Raw genomic sequence first — 23,010 nt, 5'->3', positions numbered from 1 at the left:
AGGTCTCATGTGGAAATTTTTCCACACGCATCTTAATTGGAATCGCAAGGCGGTATTTTGGACTTCGGAACAGTCGTTCACACGGACACAGTGGATGGTCCCTATTCGGTAATGCTGGTCTGCGAACACGCGTCCAGCCGCATTCCCGCGTTTTTGGGGGATATGGGATTGCCTGTGGACGCGCTTCAAAGCCACATCGCGTGGGATCCGGGGGCATTGGCTGTAGCCAAGCTGATGGCGGAACGCCTGTCGGCACCGCTGGTGTATGGCGGGGTGTCCCGGCTGGTCTATGACTGCAATCGCCCGCCCGAAGCCGCAGGTGCCATGCCGGCGCGCAGCGAGGACTATCAAATCCCAGCGAATGTCGATCTGTCCGAGGAAGAGCGTGAAAGCAGGATTGAGAGCATCTACCGGCCCTTCAGCAGGGCGCTGTCTGAACTCATTTCTCAAAACGGGGATACGCTTGAACTTATGGTGACGGTCCACAGCTTTACACCAGTCTACCATGGTCAGACGCGTGAGGTGGAACTGGGCGTATTACACGGGGTGGATGACCGGTTCGCCCGGGCAATGATGACGACAGTACCCGCCGACCAAACCTATGAGACTCGCTTGAATGAGCCGTATTCGGCGGCGGACGGGGTCGCCCATACCCTTGACGCGCAAGCCCTGCCGAAAGGGCTGTTGAACGTCATGATCGAGATCCGCAATGACCTGATACAAACGTCCGAGCAGCAAGAGGTGATGGCCGATTGCCTGGCGTCATGGACCGCGCGGACCCTTGCAGATTTTCAGAAAGGGGGCGCGGCGTGATCAAGGCGATGGCCTCATATGTCCGGATCGTCGATGCGGTCAACTACCGGATCGGACGGGTCATGATGTGGGGCCTGTTCGTGATGATGGGCATCCTGCTGTGGTCCTCGATCTCAAAAACGTTTTTCGAGCCATCGCATTGGACGCTGGAAATGGCGCAGTTTGCGATGGTGACCTATTACATTATGGGCGGACCGTATTCGATCCAGCTGGGATCAAACGTCCGCATGGACCTGTTTTATCACAACTGGAGCCCGCACCGGAAAGCCTGGTTCGATGCCTTCACCGTTCTGCTGCTGATCTTCTATCTGGGAGTTCTGTTTTATGGCGGGCTTGGGTCGACGGCCTACAGCCTTGGCTATTGGGGCGATGAACCGGTCTCCTACTTTTTCGGACTGTTGACGGGCAGTGAGGAAATTGGCCGGCTTGAACGCTCATCGACGGCGTGGCGACCGTATATCTGGCCAGTAAAAACCATCATGGTGTTCGGCTTCTTCCTGATGCTGCTGCAGGCGATATCGGAATTCTTCAAAGACATAGCCCGGATCAACGGGCAGGAAATCGGGGTCGTGCGGGCATGAGCCAGGAATATATCGCCATCTTCATGTTCGCATTGATGATGCTGATGCTGTTCACAGGTCAGCGGGTCTTTGGCGCGATTGGCGCGGTGGCTACCATTGCCGCGCTGGCGCTTTGGGGCACAGGCGGACAGGACATCACGTTCTCGGCCGCGATGAAGCTGATGAAATGGTATCCGCTGCTGACGCTGCCGATGTTTATCTTCATGGGGTATGTGCTCAGCGAAAGCCGGCTGGCGGATGACTTGTATAAGATGTTCCACGTCTGGATGGGCCCCATCAATGGCGGTCTGGCTATCGGCACCATCGGGTTGATGGTGCTGGTCTCGGCCATGAACGGCCTTAGCGTTGCGGGTATGGCCATCGGCGCAACTATTGCGCTGCCGGAGCTGCTTCGGCGCGGCTACGACAAGACGATGGTGACCGGCGTCATTCAGGCCGGGTCCAGTCTTGGCATTTTGGTACCACCCTCGGTGGTTCTGGTTCTCTATGCGATGATCGCGCGCCAGCCTGTTGGGCAACTGTGGCTGGCGGGGATTATCCCGGGTCTGCTGATGGCTGCGATGTTCATTCTTTACATCTGGACCCGCTGCCGCATTCAGCCCGAGCTGGGACCCGCAATGGAAGACGCGCATGAGGTGCCATGGGCCGAGAAAATCAGGCTGTTGGGAGCAGGGGCGCTGCCGCTGATAATCTTCGCGGCGATGATGGTACCGTTTGTGAATGGTTGGACCTCGCTGGTCGAAAGCTCGGCGATCGGAGCGCTGACCGCTCTGGCTGTGTCCGTCATCAAGCGCCGCATGACCTGGAAGATTTTCGAAGACTGCACCAAGCAGACGTTGGCCATTTCCTGCATGTTCATGTGGATCATTCTGGCCGCGTTGGGCTTTGGGGCCGTATTTGACGGTCTCGGCGCGGTGAAAGCCATCGACAATCTGTTCACCGATCAACTTGGCTTGTCGCCATGGATGATCCTGATCCTGATGCAGCTAAGCTTTATCGTCATGGGCACGTTCCTGGATGATACGGCAATGCTGGTCATCGTGGCACCGCTTTATGTCCCGCTGGTCGGCGAGTTGGGCTTTGATCTGATCTGGTACGGGGTGCTTTATACGATCACGACGCAGATCGCCTATATGACGCCGCCCTTCGGGTACAACCTGTTCCTGATGCGCGCGATGGCCCCGCCCGAGATCACCCTGCGGGACATCTATGGTTCGATCTTTCCTTTTGTCGCGGTGATGGTGCTGGCGCTGACAATCATCATGATTTTCCCGGAAATCGCTCTGTGGTTGCCCGGGTATGTCTATGGAAACTAATAAGAATGCTCGGTGAACGGGCACAGAAACTTTAACGGAGAGGAATTGACATGACGACAAGACGTAAGTTTCTGAAAACTGCTGGGGTTGGCGTTGCTGCCGCACCACTGGCGACGCCTGCCTTGGCGCAGAACACGATCACATGGCGGATGCAAACATATGCTGGCCCAGCCTTGGCCGAGCACGTGATTGATCCTGCGATCAAGATGTTCAACCAAATCGCCGGTGACCGGATGCAGATCGAGCTGTTCTATGCTGATCAGCTGGTTCCCACGGGAGAGTTGTTCCGAGCGATGCAGAAAGGCACCATCGACGCGGTACAATCGGACGACGACTCGATGGCATCGCCTACCGAAGTAACTGTTTTCGGTGGCTATTTCCCGTTCGCCTCGCGGTATTCACTGGACGTGCCCGTGTTGTTCAACCAGTGGGGCCTGAACGAGATCTGGGACGAAGAATATTCCAAGGTCGGCGTCAAACACATCAGCGCTGGCGCATGGGACCCGTGCCACTTTGCGACCAAGGACCCGATCAACTCGCTGGCGGATATGAAGGGCAAACGCATCTTCACATTCCCAACGGCGGGTCGCTTCCTGTCGCAGTTTGGCGTCGTGCCGGTCACCCTGCCATGGGAAGACATCGAGGTCGCGGTACAGACAGGCGAACTGGATGGCATCGCTTGGTCGGGCATCACCGAAGACTACACTGTCGGCTGGGCCGATGTGACCAACTATTTCCTGACCAACAACGTGTCGGGCGCCTGGGCGGGTCACTTCTTTGCCAATATGGACCGCTGGAACGAACTGCCCGAAGATCTGCAGACCCTGTTCAAGGTTTGCTGTGATCAGTCACATTACTACCGTCAGTGGTGGTATTGGGGTGGTGAGGCGAATCTGCGCGTCAACGGCACCAAGATGCAATTGACCTCTATCCCGGACGAAGAATGGGTAACCGTTGAGGAAGCCGCCGTGAAGTTCTGGGACGAAATCGCAGCCGAGTCCGAGACCAAAGCGAAAGTTGTCGACATCTTCAAGCGTTACAACGCCGAGATGCTAAAGGCTGGTCGGCCTTATCGTTACACCTAAGAAACCCTTCTTCCCGACGCGTGGGGCACCCCGTGCGTCGGGATTGGACATCAATAAGCGACACCATTTATGCTCTCGTCTGTTCCAAGAATAGAAAAACAAACCCGGAAGCACATTTGTGCGCACCGGTCAGACGAGGTGTGAACATATGGCTATCGCGAGCTTTTTGATTGAGATTTTTGCCGCAACCATGTTGCTGCTATTCGCCGTACGCTTGGTTCGTACCGGTATCGAACGGCGCTTTGGTGCGCTGTTCCAGTCGATCCTGACACGCCACTCCAACAGCTTTGTTGCAGGGGGGGCTGGCATGGTTCTGGCCACGATCCTGCAAAGCTCGGCCGCCGTTACGGTTTTGCTGACCGGTTTCGCTGCGGCGGGGATGGTGACGTTTGGGATGGCGCTGGCGGGTGTTTTGGGCGCGGATTTGGGCGCCGCTTTAGTCATTCAGGTTCTGTCCTATGATCTGGGCTGGCTTCAACCCGCATTGCTGGCGTTAGGCGGTTGGCTGTACCTGAAATCCGAACGGTCGAATGTACGGCTTATGGGCCGGATCGTTCTGGGCGTCGCCTTTATCCTGATCTCGCTTCAATTCCTGCGCGAAGCAGTTGAGCCGATCCGCGAAAGCGCGTTTTTGCCCGCAATCGCGGGGTATCTTGAGACCGACTATTTCAGCGCCTTCATTGTCGGCGCAGTGCTGGCCTTTGTCATGCACAGCTCGGTCGCGACGATCCTGATGTGCGTGGCCTTGGTTCAGATCGGTGCAATTCCCTTTGCCGCCGGGTTGTCGCTGGTGCTGGGAGCAAATCTGGGATCGGCGTTCATTCCAATGTGGCTGACGCGCGATATGACCGTCACAGCCCGGCGCATCCCTCTGGCCAACCTCTTATTGCGGGGAAGCGCGGCGCTGGTAATGCTGATCGTCGTGAATGTTGGCGGGTTGCACGAGGCGCTATTGGTGACGAGCCCGGCGCAGTCTCTGATTTTTGCACATATCGGATTCAATTTGGCTGTATTCCTGCTGGCCACAGGCTTCGTGAACCAGTTGGAACAGCCGATGGCCGTTCTGATGGCGGAGCCCAAAGCCGAGGCCAATGCGCTGGATCAGTTCTCGGATGCGCTGACACCGCTGGGGGACCCCAGCGGCGAAAGGGCCAGCGTTGCGATGTCCTCGGTGCGTCACGAACTGTTGCAGATGATCACGCAAGTCGAGCGTATGTTCCGCCCCGTTTTGGATATCTACGAACAGGATGACAGCGACGCGATTTCCGCGCTTTGGCAGCAGGATGAGCGGGTCAATACGCAACTGACCGAGATCCGCCGTTTCGTCGCGCGCATGCCGCGGCAGAATATGAGCAAAGGGCAGATCAAAGCCGCACGAGGGTTGGTCGAATATGCCATCCGTCTTGAAGCTGCTGGCGATGTCGTCTCGAACCGGATGACCCGAACGGCGCAGATCAAGCACACAGAACGTTCGGAATTCTCAGCGCAGGGATGGAAAGAGCTGAAGGATTTGCACGCGGCCATTCTGGAAAGCTTCTCGCTGGCGCGTCACGTGCTGTTGGTGGACGACATGGATTGTGCCCGACGGCTGGTGTTGGACAAGGCCGAGGTCAAGCGGATGTCCCGCAATAGCCGCAAGGCGCACCTCAAACGGTTGGAGCGCGGTCAGACTGAGAGTTTCCAGTCCTCCGATCTGCACCTGGAAACGCTGCGGTCCATGCGTGATCTGCATGGGCACATCGCCGCCATCGCCTATCCGATCCTCTACAAAAGCGGTCAGGTTCTGGAAACGCGCCTGGTGATGGAAATGGAAAAAGAAGCCAACGATGACTGACGGCAGGTAATCGAAACCGAGGTCTCTGCTAAGTGACAAAGGATACCAATGATGGGCAATGATGCGATTTTGGCTGATCTGAAAGCCAAATTCGAGGCGGGCGAGGTCGACACGGTGCTGGTCTGCATGGTGGACATGCAGGGCCGCCTGATGGGTAAGCGGTTTCACGCAGGCCATTTCGTGGCGGGCGCATGGGAAGAGACACATTGCTGCAACTACCTGCTGGCCACAGATCTGGAGATGGCGACACCCGACGGCTATGCCTCGACCAGTTGGGAGCGGGGTTATGGCGATTATGTCATGAAGCCCGACCTGAGCACACTGCGCCCGGTGCCGTGGCTGGACGGAACGGCGATGGTGATGTGCGATGTGCTGGATCACCACACGCATGAAGAGGTTCCACACGCGCCTCGGTCTATTTTGAAGAAGCAGGTCAACCGGCTGAAAGCCATGGGCTATGACGCGATGTGCGCCACCGAGCTGGAGTTTTTCCTCTTTGAGAAGAGCTTTGACCAGATCCGCAAGGAAGGCTTCCGCGATCTGGAGCCGATCTCGGGCTATAACGAAGATTATCACATCCTTCAGACCACCAAGGAAGAGCATGTGATGCGCCCGATCCGCAACCATCTGTGGAATGCGGGGATTCCGGTTGAAAATTCGAAAGGCGAGGCTGAGACCGGGCAGGAAGAACTGAACATCAAATATGCACCGGCGATGGACACGGCCGAATACCACTCGATCGCCAAGAACGCGGTGAAAGAGATCGCCTGGCAACACGGTCACGCGGCGACATTCCTTCCGAAGTGGCACCATGACAAGGTGGGCAGTTCGTCCCACGTGCATCAGTCGCTTTGGGCGGATGGCAAGCCAGCGTTTTATGATGCGGATGATGCGTTGGGTATGTCGGTGCTGATGAAAAACTATATGGCGGGCCTGCTGAAATATGCCGCTGACTATACCTATTTCATGGCCCCCTACATCAACAGTTACAAGCGCTTCATGAAGGGCACCTTTGCGCCGACACGGATTATCTGGTCGGTGGACAACCGTACGGCTGGCTTCCGTCTGTGCGGCGATGGGACGAAAGCCGTGCGGGTTGAGTGTCGTATTCCGGGATCAGATATGAACCCGTATCTGGCGATGGCTGGCATGTTGGCCGCCGGGATCGCCGGTATTGAAGAAGGCCTGGAACTGCAATCGCCCACCACCGGTGATGTCTATCAGGGTGACACCGGCATGATCCCCGGCAATCTGCGCGCAGCACGGGATGCGTTGCACGGGTCGTCGATGCTGCGGGCTGCCATGGGCGATGAGGTGGTCGAACACTATACCCGCGCGGCGGAAGTCGAGATCGAGGAATTCGAGCGGGTTGTGACGGATTGGGAAATTGCCCGAGGGTTTGAGCGGGCTTGAGATTGGGTCCGGCTGGAGGCTTCGCCCGCCGCCATTGGCGCTCGAACCAATGGCGCACCAATGGCAGCCCCCGGGATATTTGTGGCTAGATGAAGCAGGGATCCTGTTTCTTTCGGAATTGGAGTGGATATGGGGCAGATGTTGAAATGTGTCTCGCCGATTGATGGATCGGTTTTTGCTGAACGTGAGGTGTTGTCACGGGATGCAGCGTTTGAAGCTGCAGCGCGATCGCGGGCGGCACAGGCAGAATGGGCGGCGCGGCCATTGCAGGAACGTATCGATCTTGTCATGGCAGGCGTGGCTGCGGTTGGGGCGATGAACGATGAGATTGTGCCCGAGTTGGCGCATATGATGGGTCGTCCGGTACGTTATGGCGGTGAGTTTGGCGGCTTTAACGAGCGTGCGAGCCATATGGCTCAGATTGCCGAGGCGTCTCTGGCTGATATCGCAGTGGGCGAGGATGAAACCTTCAAACGCTATATCAAGCGCATTCCGCATGGCGTGGTCTTTGTAGTGGCGCCCTGGAACTATCCCTACATGACCGCAATCAACACAGTGGCCCCGGCGCTGATCGCGGGGAACACTGTGATCCTGAAACATGCCACACAGACGCTGCTGGTGGGCGAGCGCATGGCGCAAGCGTTTCATTCCGTGGGTATACCCGAAGATGTGTTTCAGAATGTCTTCCTGAGCCATGACGTGACTAATGACCTGATCGCAGGCAATGCGTTCGACTTTGTGAACTTCACCGGGTCAGTCGGTGGTGGCCAAGCGATGGAGCGCGCGGCTGCTGGGACATTCACCGGTGTTGGCACCGAGCTGGGTGGCAAGGATCCGGGCTATGTCATGGATGACGCTGATCTGGATGCAGCGGTCGAAACGCTGATCGACGGTGCCATGTTCAACTCGGGCCAGTGCTGTTGTGGGATTGAGCGGATTTATGTTCACGAAAGCCTTTATGACGACTTCGTCGCCAAGGCAGTCGATGTAGTGAAAGGCTATAAGCTGGGCAATCCTCTGGACAGCGATACAACGATTGGTCCGATGGCCAATGTGCGCTTTGCCAAAGAGGTGCGCGCGCAGATTGCTGAGGCCGTTGGGGCCGGGGCGGTGGCTCATATCGACACGTTCCCCGAGGACGATGGTGGGGCCTATCTGACACCGCAGATCCTGACCAGCGTCACCCATGACATGCGGGTGATGCAGGACGAGAGTTTCGGCCCCGTCGTCGGCATTATGAAAGTGTCCTCGGATGACGAAGCCATCGCCTTGATGAATGACAGTGAATTTGGTCTGACCGCCAGCCTGTGGACCCGCGATGTAGACCGGGCCGAACGCGTGGGCGATGCGATCGAAACCGGAACCGTGTTCATGAACCGCGCCGATTACCTGGATCCGGGTCTTTGTTGGACAGGCTGCAAGAATACCGGCCGCGGCGGCGGTTTGTCCGTCATTGGCTATCACAACCTGACACGTCCCAAATCCTACCACCTGAAAAAGGTCACGGGCTAAGGGGAACGGCCTGCCCGGTTCAGACCCCCTCGGCCGGGCAGGTCTCAAATCACAAAGGAAACCTGACATGTCACTTGTTGGAAACTGGTCCTATCCGACCGCTATCAAATTCGGCGCAGGCCGCATCAAGGAACTGCCCGAGGCATGTGCTGCCGCTGGTATGAAAAGGCCGTTGTTGGTTACCGACAAAGGGTTGGCCGATCTACCGATCACCGCGGCGACGCTGGATATCATGGAGGCCGCAGGGCTGGGGCGCGGGCTGTTCAGCGATGTGGATCCGAACCCGAACGAAAAAAATCTTGAGGCAGGTGTCGCAGCCTACAATGCGGGCGGCCATGATGGCGTGATCGCTTTTGGCGGCGGTTCCGGGTTGGATCTGGGCAAGATGGTTGCCTTTATGGCGGGTCAGACGCGTCCGGTTTGGGATTTTGAAGATATCGGCGATTGGTGGACTCGCGCCGATGCCGATGTCATCGCACCGATTATCGCTGTGCCGACCACAGCCGGGACCGGGTCCGAGGTCGGGCGCGCCAGTGTCATCACGAATTCCGAAACCCACGCGAAAAAGATCATATTCCATCCCAAGGTTCTGCCGACCGTGGTGATCTGCGACCCCGAGCTGACAGTTGGCATGCCCAAATTCATCACAGCGGGCACTGGCCTGGATGCATTTGCGCACTGCGTTGAGGCGTATTCCAGCCCGCATTATCATCCGATGAGCCACGGCATTGCGTTGGAAGGTATGCGGCTGGTCAAGGAGTACCTGCCACGCGCCTATGCAGACGGCACAGATATCGAGGCCCGCGCGCAGATGATGAGCGCGGCAGCCATGGGGGCTACCGCCTTTCAGAAAGGCCTAGGCGCGATCCACGCCATGAGCCATCCGATTGGCGCGGTTTTTAACACTCACCACGGCACCACCAACGCGGTTTGCATGCCGACAGTACTGGAGTTCAATGCGCCAGCTATCGCTGATCGGTTTCAGTCGGCGGCAGCCTATCTGGGAATTGATGGCGGCTTTGATGGCGTCCGCGGTTTTGTCCAGTCGTTCAACGACTCGCTGGGTATCCCAACCAGGCTGTCCGAACTGGGTGTGACCGAAGCTGCGATCCCGGAACTGGTGCAAGGCGCGATCATCGATCCGTCTTGTGGTGGTAACCCAATCGAATTGACAGAGGACAATCTGACCGCTCTGTTCAAGGCTGCATTGTGATCGGTCTTGCTCTGTGCAAGTAACGAAACCGGCCCGTTTCTTGGGCCGGTTCCCTCTGCGCGAAAGGTTCGGACGTGACTCTGTTTGTCATCGCCATCATTTTGACGGCTGCGTTACTGCATGCGGTGTGGAACGCCATCGTCAAAACCGCCGCCGACCGAACGACCACTTTGGGCCTTGTCGCATTTGGGCATGTCATCCCTGCAACGGCCATGGTCCTGCTGCTGCCGCTACCCAGTGCTGAGAGCTTTCCCTATATCCTGATCTCGACCGTCGTGCATTTAGGGTACTACTACATGCTAGGAAAAGCCTATCAGCATGGGGATCTGAGCGTCGTCTATCCGATCGCCCGCGGTATCGTGCCTGCGCTGGTCTCGCTCTGGGCGATGATCCTGGTGGGCGAGGTTCTGCCGCTGCAGGCATGGGGCGGGATTGCGCTGATCGCGCTTGGTATTCAGCTCAGCAGTTGGAGTGCCTTGCGGTCCGGCGTCGGGCGCTGGGCGCTGTGGTTTGCACTGGGTACGGGGTTTTGCATCTCGATCTATTCAGTTGTGGACGGCATTGGCGTGCGGTTGTCGGGCAATACGCTTAGCTACTGGGCCTGGGGCGCGTTCCTGCACCTGTTCATTGCAGGGTTTGTTGGTATCAAAAAGCGCGACACATTGCCCAACCTTCCTGCAAAGGTCTGGATGATCGGCATCCTGGGCGGGCTGGTGTCGATGACGGCCTATGGTTTGGTGCTTTACGCCAAGAATTTCGCACCACTGGGTGCGGTTTCAGCACTGCGCGAGACTTCGGTGATCTTCGCTGCGCTGATCGGGTTTATCTTCCTGCATGAAGGCAACTGGATGCGTCGCCTTGGTGCGGCCCTACTGATGGCCGTTGGCGTAGCCCTGATTGGTATGTCGGTCTGATCCCGGCGGCCTTGCCGCGCGCGCCTGTCGTCTCGCATAGTGGGGGCAAGTGACGAGAGGGCGTTTTGATGACCAAAGAAATTGTTCTGATCCACGGGGCCTTTGCCGGACCTTGGTGTATGGCGGACTACGCGGGTTTCTTCCGCGCGCGCGGTTGGACGGTGCACATCCCTGCACTGCGCTTTCATGGTGGCGACCCCAAGGCCGAACCTGACCCCGGACTTACGGATACCAGCGTCGCGGATTATGCCAATGATATTGCCGAGCTTGTGCAGGGCTTGGACAGCAAGCCGGTCATCCTCGGCCATGCCATCGCGGGCGTTGTGGCGCAGCAAGTGGCCGCGCGCGGATTGGCCAGTGCTATTGTCCTGATCAACCCGAACGCGCCGTGGGGCACGCTGCCCGAAACCGACGATGAACGCGCCATCCCGCGCGCGCTGATGGAGGGCGGGGCGTTCTGGAAACAACCCATGCATGTCGAGTTTGAGCTGATGGCCCCTTTTGCGTTGAACAAGATGCCCGAGGCGCAGCAGCATGAGGTGTTCGACCAGCTGGGTGCGGAAAGCGGGCGGGTGATGTTCGAGATGTTCTTTTGGATGTTCGACGACCACCACGCAATGAAGGTCGATATCGACAAGGTCGATTGCCCGGTGCTGATCGTCTCGGGCACCGAGGATCGCGCCGTCAACCCCGACACCTGCTGTGCGCTGGCCAATCTGTACGGGGATCGCGCGACGTTTATGCCGGTGGAAAACCACGCGCATTTCCTGTTCATGGAGCCAGGTTGGGAACACCCCGCCGGCCAGATTGCGGACTGGTTGGAGGAGAAGGTGGGCTAGAAGGCCCGACCTTTCAGTTCAGCGATTAACCTGAATACCGCTCTCCGGTTTCCACTTCATGGCACCGTCGCCGCCTTTGATACAACGCAGAAGGTGTTCTTCGCGTGTACTGGACGTTTCGGTCACGGTGTTGTTGCCAGAAATCACAACATAGGCGTCCACCGAATAAGCGAGGCCGTTGTAATAGCAGAACCGTAACTCTGCCCCGACCGGAATAGGTGATGCGCCGATCAGCGACTGCTGCGCGCCTACCTGACTGGCCAGCAAGGCAAAGGCCAGCCCGAGGGTTAGTGATTTCATGTCGTCCTCCCGTTCGAAAATACACTCGTTCAAATTGGGTCTTGGACGCTCGGATCCTCAGAATTTGTTCTTGTATGACAGATTGAGCGCAAGTGTGAACGGGATCAACGGGTTAGGCAAGGGGGGTGTTTTGGAGGGCTCGAGTAAATGTCCCAAACAATCGGCCAAATGCTTGACGCAATTCATCATGCACGCTCCCATCTCAACCGGTGGGAGGGCGAGTCAAACTGGGATGTGTACCAAACAACAAAGATCACTTCGCGAGCTTGGCTGACTTTTGCTCAACAATTTTGAAGCTTCGAAAAGATGCGCGGGCTGTTTTTACATCGACACCATCGTAGCCAGATAGAGCGCTTTCAAACTGATTAGATTCGAGTTCTGAATTGGCACCTATGATAACTTCCCTAAGCCGTAACCGGTCCTGAAACTTTGCAAAAAACAAAGGCTTGCCCAGTGACTTTTGTATTACTTCTTCCCTAGAAAGAGTGACAAAAACTCGGTGTTCTTTCTCGTATTTCCAGTGCTCGCTCTTAGTTCTCTGGGCGTATTGGATTTCAGCTGAGAGCGCGCATTTGTAATTACGAGCTTTGGGGTCAATCTCGCGAAAGCTCTCATTATATTCAGTTTTAGTTACTTCGCAGGAAACGTCGAACCCGTAACATACGCCTTTGTGATTTTGGGCGTAATGCCCCCACATTGTTGGAACATCCCATGTTCTGCTATGTGAAATGAATCCAGCCACTTTTGAAGTCTTACGGATTCGATCTCGCCATTCCGATCTGAACGCCCTATCTTCACCGAAATCAAAAGGCATCATTTCGAAGACGTCGTTCACTTTATCATAAAACGAAATCTTCAGGCGGCGTTTTTCTACGTTGTCTAGTGCAAAGTCTGGGCCTGTGAAATGGTACAGACGCCTGGGCTTACTCAAACATCCAACTCCTCCACAAACCGCGCGTTCCCTGCGTGTTTTGAAGCCGCGAGTCGGGTTTGATGCTCGCCAGAGATTCGATCATATGCTCGTGCAATTTTACTTTATCTTTTGACGTTATTATTTTCATACAACGCGTTATGAAGCGACGCAAAGGCACTTCCGCGATCGACAGGTGAGGCGTTGAACAAGATGACAATGGTCTCTCCGTCGGAGAATCGAAATATAACAGTAAAAATACCCTGAAGGCCGCCCCAATGAGTCAGGTGCTGGCCGTTTTCCTCTGGCCACACATGCCATCCTGAAGCATAGAAATCAGTGTTTTCATCATGGGTCGCCGTCGCCTCAAAATGGGGTTGAGGGACCGAGGCGAAATACCAGATCGCTTCGGCTGTGCCGATTGCCCCGCCAGCGATACCCAGCCCCAAAAGCCAGTTTTGATCAACCTCAGAATCCAACACGCGGGTCCAGCCATCGATGCCAAATTCCCAATTGGGTCCGACGGCACCTTCGAGATGGATATCGGCGACCTGCTGCAAGGCGTTTTCGACAGTCATTCCCAGCGTGCTGGTTATCAGATTGCTCAGAAGGCAGAAACCAACATTCGAGTACGCCGTTTTTCTGTTAGGCGCGTGATCCAGGGGCAGGGTTTCCCATACGGTTTGGGCCACTTCGGGGCAACTGGCCGACAAATCGAGGCCGAGGCGTTCTGGAGCGAAGATCGGATCGTAACTAGTGTTTTTGTCAAAACCTCCCGTATGCACCAAAAGCTGACGAGCCGTAATCTGAGAGGATCGCGGATCATGAGGCAGGGGAAGGTTGGCAAGCTCGGCTATTGGACGCTCCAGGTCGAACTGACCGCGTTCCTCAGCTTTGATCAATGCTCTGGCCGCAATGGGTTTGGTGAGTGAGGCTAAACGAAATGGCTGGTCAGGCTGCATAGGAGTATTCTGAATTGGATCGGAAACACCGAATGCCACAATTTTAGGGTCCGCACGCCATGGGCCATAGGCCAGCACAGCACCAGGAATATTGTGGATGTGAAGAAATGAGTCGACAATTTCTTCAACAGTGGCTGGCCTGCGACGATGATCCGCCTGCAGTGCAATCATACCAGCAAGAAAAAGAATACCGGCCGCCCATCGCAGCCTTGCCTTACGTGACCCCAACATATGGCCCCTGCGTTGCTTGTTGATTTATGAGGCCCTTGTCCTGATTGGGTTTACCCATGTTCTGCGCATTGCTTTAAACTGTCTCAAACATCCAACTCCTCCACAAACCGCGCGTTTTCCTGAATGTATTGGAACCGCAGTTCGGGTTTTTTGCCCATCAGGCGCTCGACCAGATCGCCGGTCTCGCCGGGTTCGTCCTCGTCGATGGTGACCCGGATCAATTTCCGGGACGCGGGGTCCATCGTGGTTTCTTTCAGGTCCTTGGCGTCCATCTCACCCAGACCCTTGAAGCGTGAGACGTCGATCTTGCCTTTGCCGCCCAGACCTTTTTCAAGCCACTCATCCCGCTCGGCCTCGTCCAGGCAATAAACCCGCTTGGCGCCTTGGGTCAGGCGATACAGGGGCGGACAGGCCAGAAACAGGTGGCCGGTGTCGATCATCGGACGCATCTGGGTAAAGAAGAACGTCATCAGCAGCGCCGCGATATGCGCGCCGTCTACGTCCGCGTCAGTCATGATGATGATCTTGTCATAGCGCAGGTCGTCGACATTGAACTTGGTGCCAAGACCGACACCCAGCGCCTGCGTCAGATCGTTGATCTCGGCATTGGTGCCCAGCTTGGAACTGGCCGCGCCCAGCACGTTCAGGATCTTGCCGCGCAGGGGCAGCAGGGCTTGCGTTTTGCGGTTGCGACCCATCTTGGCCGAGCCGCCCGCAGAATCCCCTTCGACGATGAATAATTCTGTTCCGTCGCGTGTTGAACTAGAACAGTCCACCAACTTGCCGGGAAGACGCAGTTTTTTAGTGGCGGACTTGCGTTGTGTTTCTTTCTCGGCGCGTCGGCGCAGACGTTCTTCGGACCTCAGAATGAGGAAATCGAGAATAGCACCGGCGGATTTCGTGTCCGCGGCCAGCCAGTTATCGAAATGGTCTCGGACCGAATTCTCTACCAACCGTTGCGCCTCGACCGTCGCAAGGCGGTCTTTGGTCTGGCCCACGAATTCCGGCTCGCTGATAAAGCAGGACACCAGCGCGCAGCCACCAGTGATCAGGTCGTCGCGGGTAATCTGCGCGGCCTTCTTGTTGTTGATCAGTTCGCCATAAGCCTTGATCCCTTTCAGGACTGCAGCCCAGAACCCGGCGACATGAGTGCCGCCTTCGGGGGTGGGGACAGTGTTACAGTAGGACTGGATGAACCCGTCACGCGAGGGCGTCCAGTTGATCGCCCATTCGACCTTGCCTGCTGCACCGAATTTTTCCCGAAAGTCCACAGTGCCGGCAAAAGGCTGCTCGGCATAGGTGGACGAGCCGTTCATCGTTTCCTTCAGGTAGTCCGATAGACCGCCGGGAAAGTGGAAGCTGGCCTCGGTCGGCGTTTCGCCATCGTCGATATGGGATTTCCAGCGAATTTCGACGCCCGAGAACAGGTAGGCTTTGGAGCGGATGGATTTGAACAACCGTGTGGGTTTGAACTTGTGATGGCCGAAGATTTCTTCGTCCGCGTGGAATGTCACGGTGGTGCCACGTCGATTGGGGGCCGCGCCGACTTTTTCGACGGGGCCCAGAGGGACCCCGCGCGAGAACCGCTGTTCGAACAGAGTCTTGTCACGCGCCACCTGAACGACCATCGAATCCGACAGCGCGTTGACCACGGACGCACCCACACCGTGCAAACCGCCCGAGGTCTGATAAGCCTTGCCCGAGAACTTACCACCCGCGTGCAGGGTGCAGAGGATCACCTCAAGCGCCGATTTGTCCGGAAACTTGGGGTGCGGATCGATCGGAATACCGCGCCCGTTGTCGCGCACCGTCAGAGCGTAATCTGCGTGCAGCTCGACCTCAATCCGGTTGGCGTGACCCGCAACCGCTTCGTCCATCGAATTGTCGAGGATTTCGGCCACCATATGGTGCAGCGCGCGTTCGTCCGTGCCGCCAATATACATGCCGGGGCGTTTGCGGACCGGTTCCAGCCCTTCAAGCACCTCGATCGAGGAGGCGTCATAGGTATTGGTCGCTTCTGGCGTCAACAGATCGTCGGGCATGGGTGCTGCTCTTGTTTTTGGGTTTGGTCCCATTATGGCAGGGGATGTGGTCCGGGGGAAGGGGCGCGCGAAGTGTTGTGTGCGGTTTGTCGGCTATGATGCGCCCTGATTGGGAGCTGAGGTTGAAACGCTACATGTTTGACTAGGCTGGAACCACGGTCACAACGCCAGCCAGAGAGCCCCATTCCGATAGCCACCCTGCACAAGCTCTTTGGCCGGCAGCACATCCGGATAATCGTCAACCCAGTCGCGAAAACGGTCATTTGTGACAATGGTAGCACTTAGGTCGCGAGCGACCTGTAGAACAAGCGGGTCGGCTGGCGTTCCCTTGGGTGCGACCATAACACGGTCAACGGGCAACCCAAGCAGAGAGGCAAGGGCTTTGTCATTCATGTAGCGATCCGAGATTTTGTAGCCGACATTTGCATCGAACACGACACCGGGAGTCAGGCCGGAGGCGGTTAAAGCGTCGACAACTTCTCGTACGGTGGCAATGTCCGGAATGCCCTCTCGCCAGTGCAAAATATTTGATCCATCAACCACGGCCCAGTTCTCCGGCGCTTTCGATCTGCGCAACCATTTTCCAAGCAGCAATATCGCGCTTGCAACGGTGCAAAGCCCTGCGACCATTGCCCAATCAGAAAAAGCAGGGCGGGACAGTGCCGCGAACAGGCCGCAGATTGACAGGACAAACAAGAACAGAGGAAGGCGCATCGCTGGAAAATCAATATAGTGAAACGGGGTGTCGGCAGTTCTTTATCAGGTGGCGGTGGAGGATGCCCAGAGCGTTCTCATTGCAGTCACGTGAAATGTTCCAGGTAAACGTGGCCGTCAAGGCCTCGCATTGTTTCTGCATTCTGTTTAGGTTTGGCTGCAAAAGCAAATGGATACGGGAGGCAAAGAGATGAGCTGGATCAGAACCATCCCTTTTGATGAAGCAACAGGAAAACTCAGGAAACTGTACGACCGTGTTACTGGCCCCGGCAACAATGTCGACAACATCATGATGGTGCATTCCTTGCGGCCACATTCGATGGAAGGTCACATGGCCATGTACAAGAACGTGCTGCACCATTCGTCCAACACGATCCCGAAATGGTTTCTTGAGGTTTTGGGCGTGTGGGTCAGCGCGCTGAACAAATGCAGCTATTGTGTCGAGCACCACTACAGCGGTTTGCAGCGTTTGTTGGGCGATCCGGAGCGTAGCCAGGCAATTCGCGCGGCGATCGAGGCTGGCACACCAGATGAGGCCCCGTTGGATGCGGCCCAGATCGAGGCCATGCGTTACGCGCGCAAACTGACCGAGGCCCCGGCGGAGTTGAAACAGCAAGACGTGGAAGCCCTGCGCACGGCCGGATGGGATGACGGTGAGATCCTCGAAATAAATCAGGTGTGCGCGTATTTTTCTTATGCGAACCGGACCGTTTTGGGGCTGGGGTGTTCCACAGATGGTGACATATTGGGCCTGTCCCCCAACAATTCGGATGACCCGGCGGATTGGGGGCACCGGTAACCGGATTTAGCGCGCGATCCACCCAAAGATTGCCTGTGCTACCGCTTCGGGCTGTTGATGGTGCAGCCAGTGATCAGCGTTCGGAATGTCGATGCGCGTCAGGTCGGGTGCGTAGTCTTCCAGCCCCTCCGTCGATTCTGGCAGCAACGCCTTGTCTTCACGCCCCCACAGCAACAGGTGGGGGCAGCGAACCATCAACCGGTCCTTCGGCAGCTCTGGCAGATCCGTGCGCGGTGCGCCGGGTTTCGCAACCACCAGCGGCGATGCCCGGTACCAGTTCAGCATAGTCTCCAGCCGCCTGGGCCGGGCCCATTCTGTACGATAGACCTGCATCTGCTGGTCCGTAAGCCAGTCTGTACCCATCCCGAAACGAAAGAACTGTTCGAGCTTGGCGAAATTGTCCGCCGACAAACGCTCTGCCGCGTCTGGTGCGCGCAGGGCATTGATGTATTGCGAAGCCTCGGATTGCGCCCCGCCTGCGGCCATGGCCCGTTGGAAAGGCGCCGGGTGCACGCCGTTGGCGATAATCAATCGGTCCACCAGATCCGGGCGGAACATGGCCAAACCATAGGCTACAGACGCTCCCCAATCGTGGCCAAGAACACAAACCGGACGGGCGAACCTCTCAATCAACGTCACCATGTCCGAGACCAGTCGCGACAGGGCATAATGGCCGACGCCCTCCGGCGCCCAGCTTTGCCCGTAACCGCGTTGATCGGGGGCGATGCAATGAAAGTCGGAGGACAAATGCGGGGCCAGGTCCTGCCACGCGCCGCTATATTCGGGAAACCCGTGAAGCATCAATAAAGGCGGAAGGTTAGGGTCCCCCCAGCTGCGCAGAAGGAACCTATGGCCGTTAAGATCAATGAACTTGTTTTTCATAGCCGAAGCCCTGTGTTGTACCTGAAGCACACGCCCAGAAAGATGTAAAAGTTTGACACCAATCAAAGCGTGTTTTTCACCCGGCTGCTAGGCGTTTTCCCGGACAGTGAGACAAGGAGAACCTGAATGGAAGTTGTGCCGCAGACCGAGAAAATCCAAGACCCTGCCAACCTGTCGGCGATAGCCAAAACCTCACCGACTGAGCCTAGCCCCGAGAAAATTCGTCAGGCCTTTGAAAGCGGTAAATATCCTTATGATCGCAAGATGGCGCGCAAAGCTTATGAGGCGGAGAAGGCGCAACTGCAGGCAGAATTGCTAAAAGTACAACATTGGGCACAGGAAACCGGCCAGCGGTTTGTCTTGTTGTTTGAGGGCAGGGATGCCGCAGGCAAAGGTGGAACGATCAAACGCTTTATGGAGCACCTGAACCCACGCCAAGCGCGTGTCGTTGCCCTGAACAAGCCCACCTGGGAAGAGAAGGGGCAGTGGTACTATCAGCGCTATGTTCAGGAATTGCCCACGGTCGGCGAAATGGTTTTCTACGACCGGTCCTGGTACAACCGCGCCGGGGTTGAACGGGTGATGGGATTTTGCTCACCCAACGAGTATCTCGAGTTCATGCGTCAAACGCCCGAGCTGGAGCGGATGCTGGTGCGCTCGGGCATCCAACTTTACAAATACTGGTTTTCGGTCACGCAACCCGAACAGCAACGCCGGTTCAAAAGCCGCGAAACCGATCCTCTGAAACAGTGGAAGCTGTCGCCGATCGACAAGGCCAGCCTTGACAAATGGGACGATTATACCGAGGCCAAGGAGGCGATGTTTTTCTACACCGACACAGCCGATGCCCCGTGGACCATCGTGAAATCGAACGACAAAAAGCGCGCCCGCCTGAATTGCATGCGCCACTTCCTGTCCACTCTGGATTATCCGGACAAGAACCATGAAATCGTCGACAGCCCCGATCCTTTGATCGTCGGGCAGGCGCATCACGTGATCCAGCATTCGGAACATATTCTGGGCAATTCACTGCATCCAGAAACGGTGTGACAGTAGTCCTCGCAGGTAACATTTGAACCTGCGGACGTAGTCTCAAGGTGAAATTTCGTCGTTCGCCTCTTGTCCCGGCCTCGGGCCGGGCATAAGGCTGTTCGGATGAGTAAGGTGATGACATATGGTGGCCACTTCCGGGCCATTTCTGTACTGGGCCTGCCGCTGATCGGCGGGCACCTGGCCCAATTTGCTATTGGGCTGACGGATACGGTCATGCTGGGTTGGTATGGTGTCGAGGCACTGGCCGCCGTGACCCTGGCCAGCAGCTATTTCTTTGTGCTGTTCCTGTTTGGGGCCGGATTCGGTTTGGCCGTCATGCCAATGGTGGCGACGGCTGCGGCTGAAGAAGACGAAACAAGCATTCGCCGTACAACGCGCATGGGGTTGTGGTTGTCGTTGATCTATGCGGCGGTCATGATGCCAATGCTCTGGTGGTCTTACCCAATTTTTCTTGCGTTGAAGCAGGACCCGCAGGTTGCCGAGACAGCATCCCAGTACCTAAGGGTCGCCGGGTGGGGCCTGATTCCGGCGCTTTTGGTCATGGTGTTGAAATCCTATCTGGCCGCGTTGGAGCGGACCCAGATCGTGCTCTGGATCACTGTGGCGGCGGCGGTGGTTAACGCGTTTACCAACTATGCCTTGATCTTCGGCAATTGGGGAGCCCCTGAGCTGGGTGTGATGGGTGCCGCCATCGCGTCGGTTGTCACTCAGGTCGTATCGTTGGTTTGCGTGGTGATCTACGCCATGCGCGTTTTGCCCGAACATAGTCTGTTCCAAAGGTTCTGGCGCCCGGATTGGGAGATGTTTCTAAGCGTTCTCCGCCTTGGTGTGCCGATTGGTCTGACGACTCTGTCCGAGGTCAGCTTGTTCGCAATGTCAGCAATCATGATGGGCTGGCTGGGTCAGGTTCCGTTGGCGGCACATGGCATTGCACTGAATTTGGCATCCGCGACGTTCATGGTGCATCTGGGGTTGTCAAACGCTGCGACGATCCGGGCAGGGAACGCGTTGGGCCGGAAAGATCGGCCACATCTTGAACGCGGCGCGATTGCGGTGACGGGGATGTCTTTGGTGATCTCGGTCCTGACTGTCATCCTGTTCCTAGCCTATGCCGAGCCTTTGATTTCCCTGTTCATGGAACCGGATGACCCGCAGCGTCCGGAAATTCTGATGATCGGTACAGGCCTGCTGGCCATGGCTGCCTTGTTTCAGCTGGTGGATGGCGCACAGGTCATTGCGTTGGGTCTGCTGCGCGGCTTGCAGGACGCAAAGGTCCCGATGGTCATGGCCGCGCTCAGTTATTGGGGCGTAGGGATCACGTCCTCGTACTACTTTGGCTTCGTATTGGGCATGGACGGAATCGGAGTCTGGCTGGGCCTTGTTCTGGGCCTTGCCTGCGCGGCGGTTATGCTGATGGCGCGGTTCTGGATGCGCTCGGTCCGCCAGGTCGGTGTGCCCGCCGAGTAAGATTCGGCGGGTCAGTCTTTGCCGAAGCGGTCTGCCTTTTTTCGCACTAGGACAGAGCGTAGATCATGCATGGCCAGCAGCAACCTGTCGGTAACGTCTTCCAACTGCTCTGGTGTCGCCTTGGATTGCGCCCATTGCGTGGTGAGGTTCAGATAATCGACAGCCCGATGAATGTCGTCGATGTCGCGCTGGGCCAGCAACGCTTTGCGCGCCTCCATCCAACGGGCAATCTCGGCTTTGTCGGCGTCGGACAACGTGCGTTGGCCTTGCGGTTTCACCTCGCCATTGCGGATGTTGATGACCGCGATCTGATCCATCTCGATCCGGCGCTGGCGGTTTTCAGTGTCGATCCTGAAAACCGCCGCACCATTCTCGCGAACGCGGAAATAATATTCGGGCAATTCCGACGTCATTTGCGCTTACTCAAGTCAATGATGCGCAAAAGCGCTGGATGCGGGTGCAGGCTTCGGTCAGCGCCTCGTCCGAGGTCGCATAGCTGACCCGAAAGTTCGGCGACAGGCCAAAGGCCGCACCGAACACGACGGCCACGTCCACCTCTTCCAGCAAGGCGGTCGCAAATGCCTCATCCGAGTCGATCACAGTGCCTGCGGGGGTGGTTTTGCCAATTAGCCCGGCAATGGATGGATAGACGTAGAACGCCCCCTCGGGCGTCGGGCAGCTGATGCCGTCGATTTCATTCAACATGTGAACAACCAGATCACGGCGGCGTTTGAACGTTTCGTTGTTGGGGGCCAGAAAGGACTGAGTGCCGTTCAGTGCTTCAACCGCCGCCCATTGGCTGACCGAGCAGGGGTTCGAAGTTGATTGCGATTGGATCTTGCGCATGGCGGCGATGACCTCGACCGGTCCTGCCGCGTAACCTATGCGCCACCCAGTCATGGCGTAGGCCTTGGAGACACCGTTGCAGGTCAGCGTCCGGTCATACAAGCGGGGTTCAACTTCCGCCGGTGTGCAGAATTCGAACCCGTCATACGCCAGATGTTCATACATGTCGTCGGACATGACCCAAACATGCGGATGGCGCATCAGGACGTCGGTTAGTTCTTTCAACTCTTCACGGCTGTAGCCTGCACCGGTGGGGTTCGACGGTGAGTTGAAGATAAGCCACTTGGTCTTCGGCGTGATCGCAGCCTCAAGCTGATCTGCAGTCAGTTTGAAGTTGGTCTGGATCGAAGTTTCCGCGATTACTGGAGTGCCCCCGGCCAATAGCACCATGTCGGGATAGCTAACCCAATAGGGCGCAGGGATCACAACCTCATCGCCCTCGTTCATCGTGGCCATCAGGGCATTGTACAAAGTTTGCTTGCCTCCGGTGCCGACCGAAATCTGCGCGGGCGTATAATCCAACCCGTGGTCACGCTTCATCTTGGCGCAGGCAGCTTGTTTCAATTCAGGGATGCCGTCAGGCGCGGTATATTTGGTCTTCCCGGCCGCGATGGCCGCTACTGCTGCGTCCTTGATGTTCTGCGGAGTGTCGAAATCGGGCTCGCCCGCGCTTAGGCCGATGACATCGCGCCCGGCGGCTTTCAACTCGGCCGCTTTAGCGGTTATCGCAATGGTGGGCGATGGCTTCACGCGTGACAGTGTCGCAGAAAGGAAACTCATGGTCGGCCTCGATTTGTATGTTCAGCTTGACTGTCATAGGGTGCGCTCGAATGACGATCAAGCGATATGAATTATGGAATTGGAGAGCCCGATGAACGACGAGAATGACTGGTACGGACCGGACTCTGCGACATTCGGGGACAGGCTGGCAGGGGCACGCGAAGCGGCTGGAATGACCCAGGCCCAGATGGCCCGCAGGCTTGGCGTGAAAAAGACGACAATTGCAGCTTGGGAAAACGATCTGTCCGAGCCGCGCGCGAACCGTCTTTCCATGATGGCAGGCATGGTAAACGTGTCGATCATGTGGTTGCTGACCGGTGAAGGCGAAGGCATGGATGCCCCAGTCGAAGCGGAAGAGGGCGCACCCGAGCTTGCGGATGTCGTGGCTGAACTGCGTTCCATTCGCGGTGAAATGCGCGCCAGCGCCGAGCGGGCCGCGAAGCTGGAGAAAAGGGTCCGTCTGATGCTGGAGCAAGGTCGGTGAACGAACCACGGGACGTTCGA

Annotated in this window: 22 protein-coding genes; 14 read left to right on the top strand and 8 right to left on the bottom strand. The window is 57.0% G+C overall.

The window, feature by feature from the left end; genetic code table 11:
- Positions 1-36: 36 nt before the first annotated feature.
- The 10 genes from QMP16_RS19340 to QMP16_RS19295 all read left to right on the top strand — a co-directional run bounded on the left by QMP16_RS19340 (position 37) and on the right by QMP16_RS19295 (position 11,520).
- Positions 37-813 (top strand): N-formylglutamate amidohydrolase, encoded by a 777-nt coding sequence (locus tag QMP16_RS19340; RefSeq protein WP_282153712.1) that lies wholly within the window; start codon positions 37-39, stop codon positions 811-813.
- Positions 810-1,394: a TRAP transporter small permease subunit gene (locus tag QMP16_RS19335; protein WP_282153711.1), complete on the top strand. Its 585-nt coding sequence runs from the start codon at positions 810-812 to the stop codon at positions 1,392-1,394. Before QMP16_RS19340 ends, QMP16_RS19335 begins: the two co-directional genes overlap by 4 nt.
- Positions 1,391-2,710 (top strand): TRAP transporter large permease, encoded by a 1,320-nt coding sequence (locus QMP16_RS19330; protein WP_282153710.1) that lies wholly within the window; start codon positions 1,391-1,393, stop codon positions 2,708-2,710. The genes QMP16_RS19335 and QMP16_RS19330 overlap by 4 nt, the downstream gene beginning before the upstream one ends.
- A 50-nt stretch (positions 2,711-2,760) precedes the next feature.
- Positions 2,761-3,795, top strand: a complete 1,035-nt coding sequence (locus QMP16_RS19325; protein ID WP_282153709.1) for a TRAP transporter substrate-binding protein — start codon at positions 2,761-2,763, stop codon at positions 3,793-3,795.
- A gap of 148 nt (positions 3,796-3,943) precedes the next feature.
- Positions 3,944-5,629 (top strand): Na/Pi cotransporter family protein, encoded by a 1,686-nt coding sequence (locus tag QMP16_RS19320; protein ID WP_282153708.1) that lies wholly within the window; start codon positions 3,944-3,946, stop codon positions 5,627-5,629.
- Positions 5,630-5,680: 51 nt separating this feature from the next.
- Positions 5,681-7,042: a glutamine synthetase family protein gene (locus QMP16_RS19315; RefSeq protein ID WP_282153707.1), complete on the top strand. Its 1,362-nt coding sequence runs from the start codon at positions 5,681-5,683 to the stop codon at positions 7,040-7,042.
- A gap of 129 nt (positions 7,043-7,171) precedes the next feature.
- Positions 7,172-8,554: an aldehyde dehydrogenase family protein gene (locus tag QMP16_RS19310; RefSeq protein ID WP_282153706.1), complete on the top strand. Its 1,383-nt coding sequence runs from the start codon at positions 7,172-7,174 to the stop codon at positions 8,552-8,554.
- Between the two features lie 67 nt (positions 8,555-8,621).
- The gene (locus QMP16_RS19305; protein WP_282153705.1) at positions 8,622-9,767 is read left to right on the top strand and encodes an iron-containing alcohol dehydrogenase; all 1,146 of its coding nucleotides are present in this window, start codon (positions 8,622-8,624) and stop codon (positions 9,765-9,767) included.
- Between the two features lie 74 nt (positions 9,768-9,841).
- Positions 9,842-10,681, top strand: a complete 840-nt coding sequence (locus tag QMP16_RS19300; protein WP_282153704.1) for a DMT family transporter — start codon at positions 9,842-9,844, stop codon at positions 10,679-10,681.
- A 68-nt stretch (positions 10,682-10,749) separates the two neighbouring features.
- Positions 10,750-11,520, top strand: a complete 771-nt coding sequence (locus QMP16_RS19295) for an alpha/beta hydrolase (protein WP_282153703.1) — start codon at positions 10,750-10,752, stop codon at positions 11,518-11,520.
- A gap of 18 nt (positions 11,521-11,538) precedes the next feature.
- On the opposite strand, the gene QMP16_RS19290 is transcribed toward QMP16_RS19295, so the two are convergent.
- The 5 genes from QMP16_RS19290 to QMP16_RS19270 all read right to left on the bottom strand — a co-directional run bounded on the left by QMP16_RS19290 (position 11,539) and on the right by QMP16_RS19270 (position 16,679).
- The gene (locus QMP16_RS19290; RefSeq protein WP_282153702.1) at positions 11,539-11,820 is read right to left on the bottom strand and encodes a hypothetical protein; all 282 of its coding nucleotides are present in this window, start codon (positions 11,818-11,820) and stop codon (positions 11,539-11,541) included.
- 253 nt (positions 11,821-12,073) lie between these two features.
- Entirely contained in the window at positions 12,074-12,751 is a 678-nt protein-coding gene (locus QMP16_RS19285; protein WP_282153701.1) for a DUF2971 domain-containing protein, read from the bottom strand.
- 104 nt (positions 12,752-12,855) lie between these two features.
- Positions 12,856-13,863 carry a serine hydrolase domain-containing protein gene (locus tag QMP16_RS19280; protein WP_282153700.1) on the bottom strand — a complete coding sequence of 336 codons (1,008 nt, stop codon included), beginning with the start codon at positions 13,861-13,863 and terminating at the stop codon, positions 12,856-12,858.
- 143 nt (positions 13,864-14,006) lie between these two features.
- On the bottom strand, positions 14,007-15,965 hold the full coding sequence (gene parE, locus QMP16_RS19275; protein WP_282153699.1) for a DNA topoisomerase IV subunit B: 1,959 nt from the start codon (positions 15,963-15,965) through the stop codon (positions 14,007-14,009).
- 159 nt (positions 15,966-16,124) lie between these two features.
- Entirely contained in the window at positions 16,125-16,679 is a 555-nt protein-coding gene (locus tag QMP16_RS19270) for an NYN domain-containing protein (protein WP_282153698.1), read from the bottom strand.
- A gap of 190 nt (positions 16,680-16,869) precedes the next feature.
- On the opposite strand from QMP16_RS19270, the gene QMP16_RS19265 reads away from it, so the two are divergent.
- Entirely contained in the window at positions 16,870-17,478 is a 609-nt protein-coding gene (locus tag QMP16_RS19265) for a carboxymuconolactone decarboxylase family protein (RefSeq protein ID WP_282153697.1), read from the top strand.
- Between the two features lie 6 nt (positions 17,479-17,484).
- Here QMP16_RS19265 and QMP16_RS19260 read toward each other — a convergent pair whose 3' ends face one another.
- Positions 17,485-18,360, bottom strand: coding sequence for an alpha/beta fold hydrolase (locus tag QMP16_RS19260; RefSeq protein ID WP_282153696.1), 876 nt, complete (start codon positions 18,358-18,360; stop codon positions 17,485-17,487).
- 126 nt (positions 18,361-18,486) lie between these two features.
- On the opposite strand from QMP16_RS19260, the gene ppk2 reads away from it, so the two are divergent.
- Complete coding sequence (gene ppk2 / locus QMP16_RS19255) at positions 18,487-19,410, top strand: polyphosphate kinase 2 (protein ID WP_282153695.1); 924 nt, start codon at positions 18,487-18,489, stop codon at positions 19,408-19,410.
- Between the two features lie 105 nt (positions 19,411-19,515).
- Positions 19,516-20,880, top strand: a complete 1,365-nt coding sequence (locus QMP16_RS19250; protein ID WP_282153694.1) for an MATE family efflux transporter — start codon at positions 19,516-19,518, stop codon at positions 20,878-20,880.
- 11 nt (positions 20,881-20,891) lie between these two features.
- On the opposite strand, the gene QMP16_RS19245 is transcribed toward QMP16_RS19250, so the two are convergent.
- Both QMP16_RS19245 and QMP16_RS19240 read right to left on the bottom strand, forming a co-directional pair.
- Positions 20,892-21,293, bottom strand: coding sequence for a hypothetical protein (locus tag QMP16_RS19245; protein WP_108860266.1), 402 nt, complete (start codon positions 21,291-21,293; stop codon positions 20,892-20,894).
- Between the two features lie 10 nt (positions 21,294-21,303).
- The gene (locus QMP16_RS19240; RefSeq protein WP_282153693.1) at positions 21,304-22,506 is read right to left on the bottom strand and encodes a pyridoxal phosphate-dependent aminotransferase; all 1,203 of its coding nucleotides are present in this window, start codon (positions 22,504-22,506) and stop codon (positions 21,304-21,306) included.
- Between the two features lie 91 nt (positions 22,507-22,597).
- On the opposite strand from QMP16_RS19240, the gene QMP16_RS19235 reads away from it, so the two are divergent.
- Positions 22,598-22,990, top strand: coding sequence for a helix-turn-helix domain-containing protein (locus tag QMP16_RS19235; RefSeq protein WP_058274142.1), 393 nt, complete (start codon positions 22,598-22,600; stop codon positions 22,988-22,990).
- The last annotated feature ends 20 nt before the right edge of the window (positions 22,991-23,010 follow it).

This window comes from Ruegeria atlantica (genome assembly GCF_947495585.1).
Classification (GTDB): Bacteria; Pseudomonadota; Alphaproteobacteria; order Rhodobacterales; family Rhodobacteraceae; genus Ruegeria; species Ruegeria atlantica_G.
This window is presented reverse-complemented; position numbering and strand designations above follow the sequence as displayed.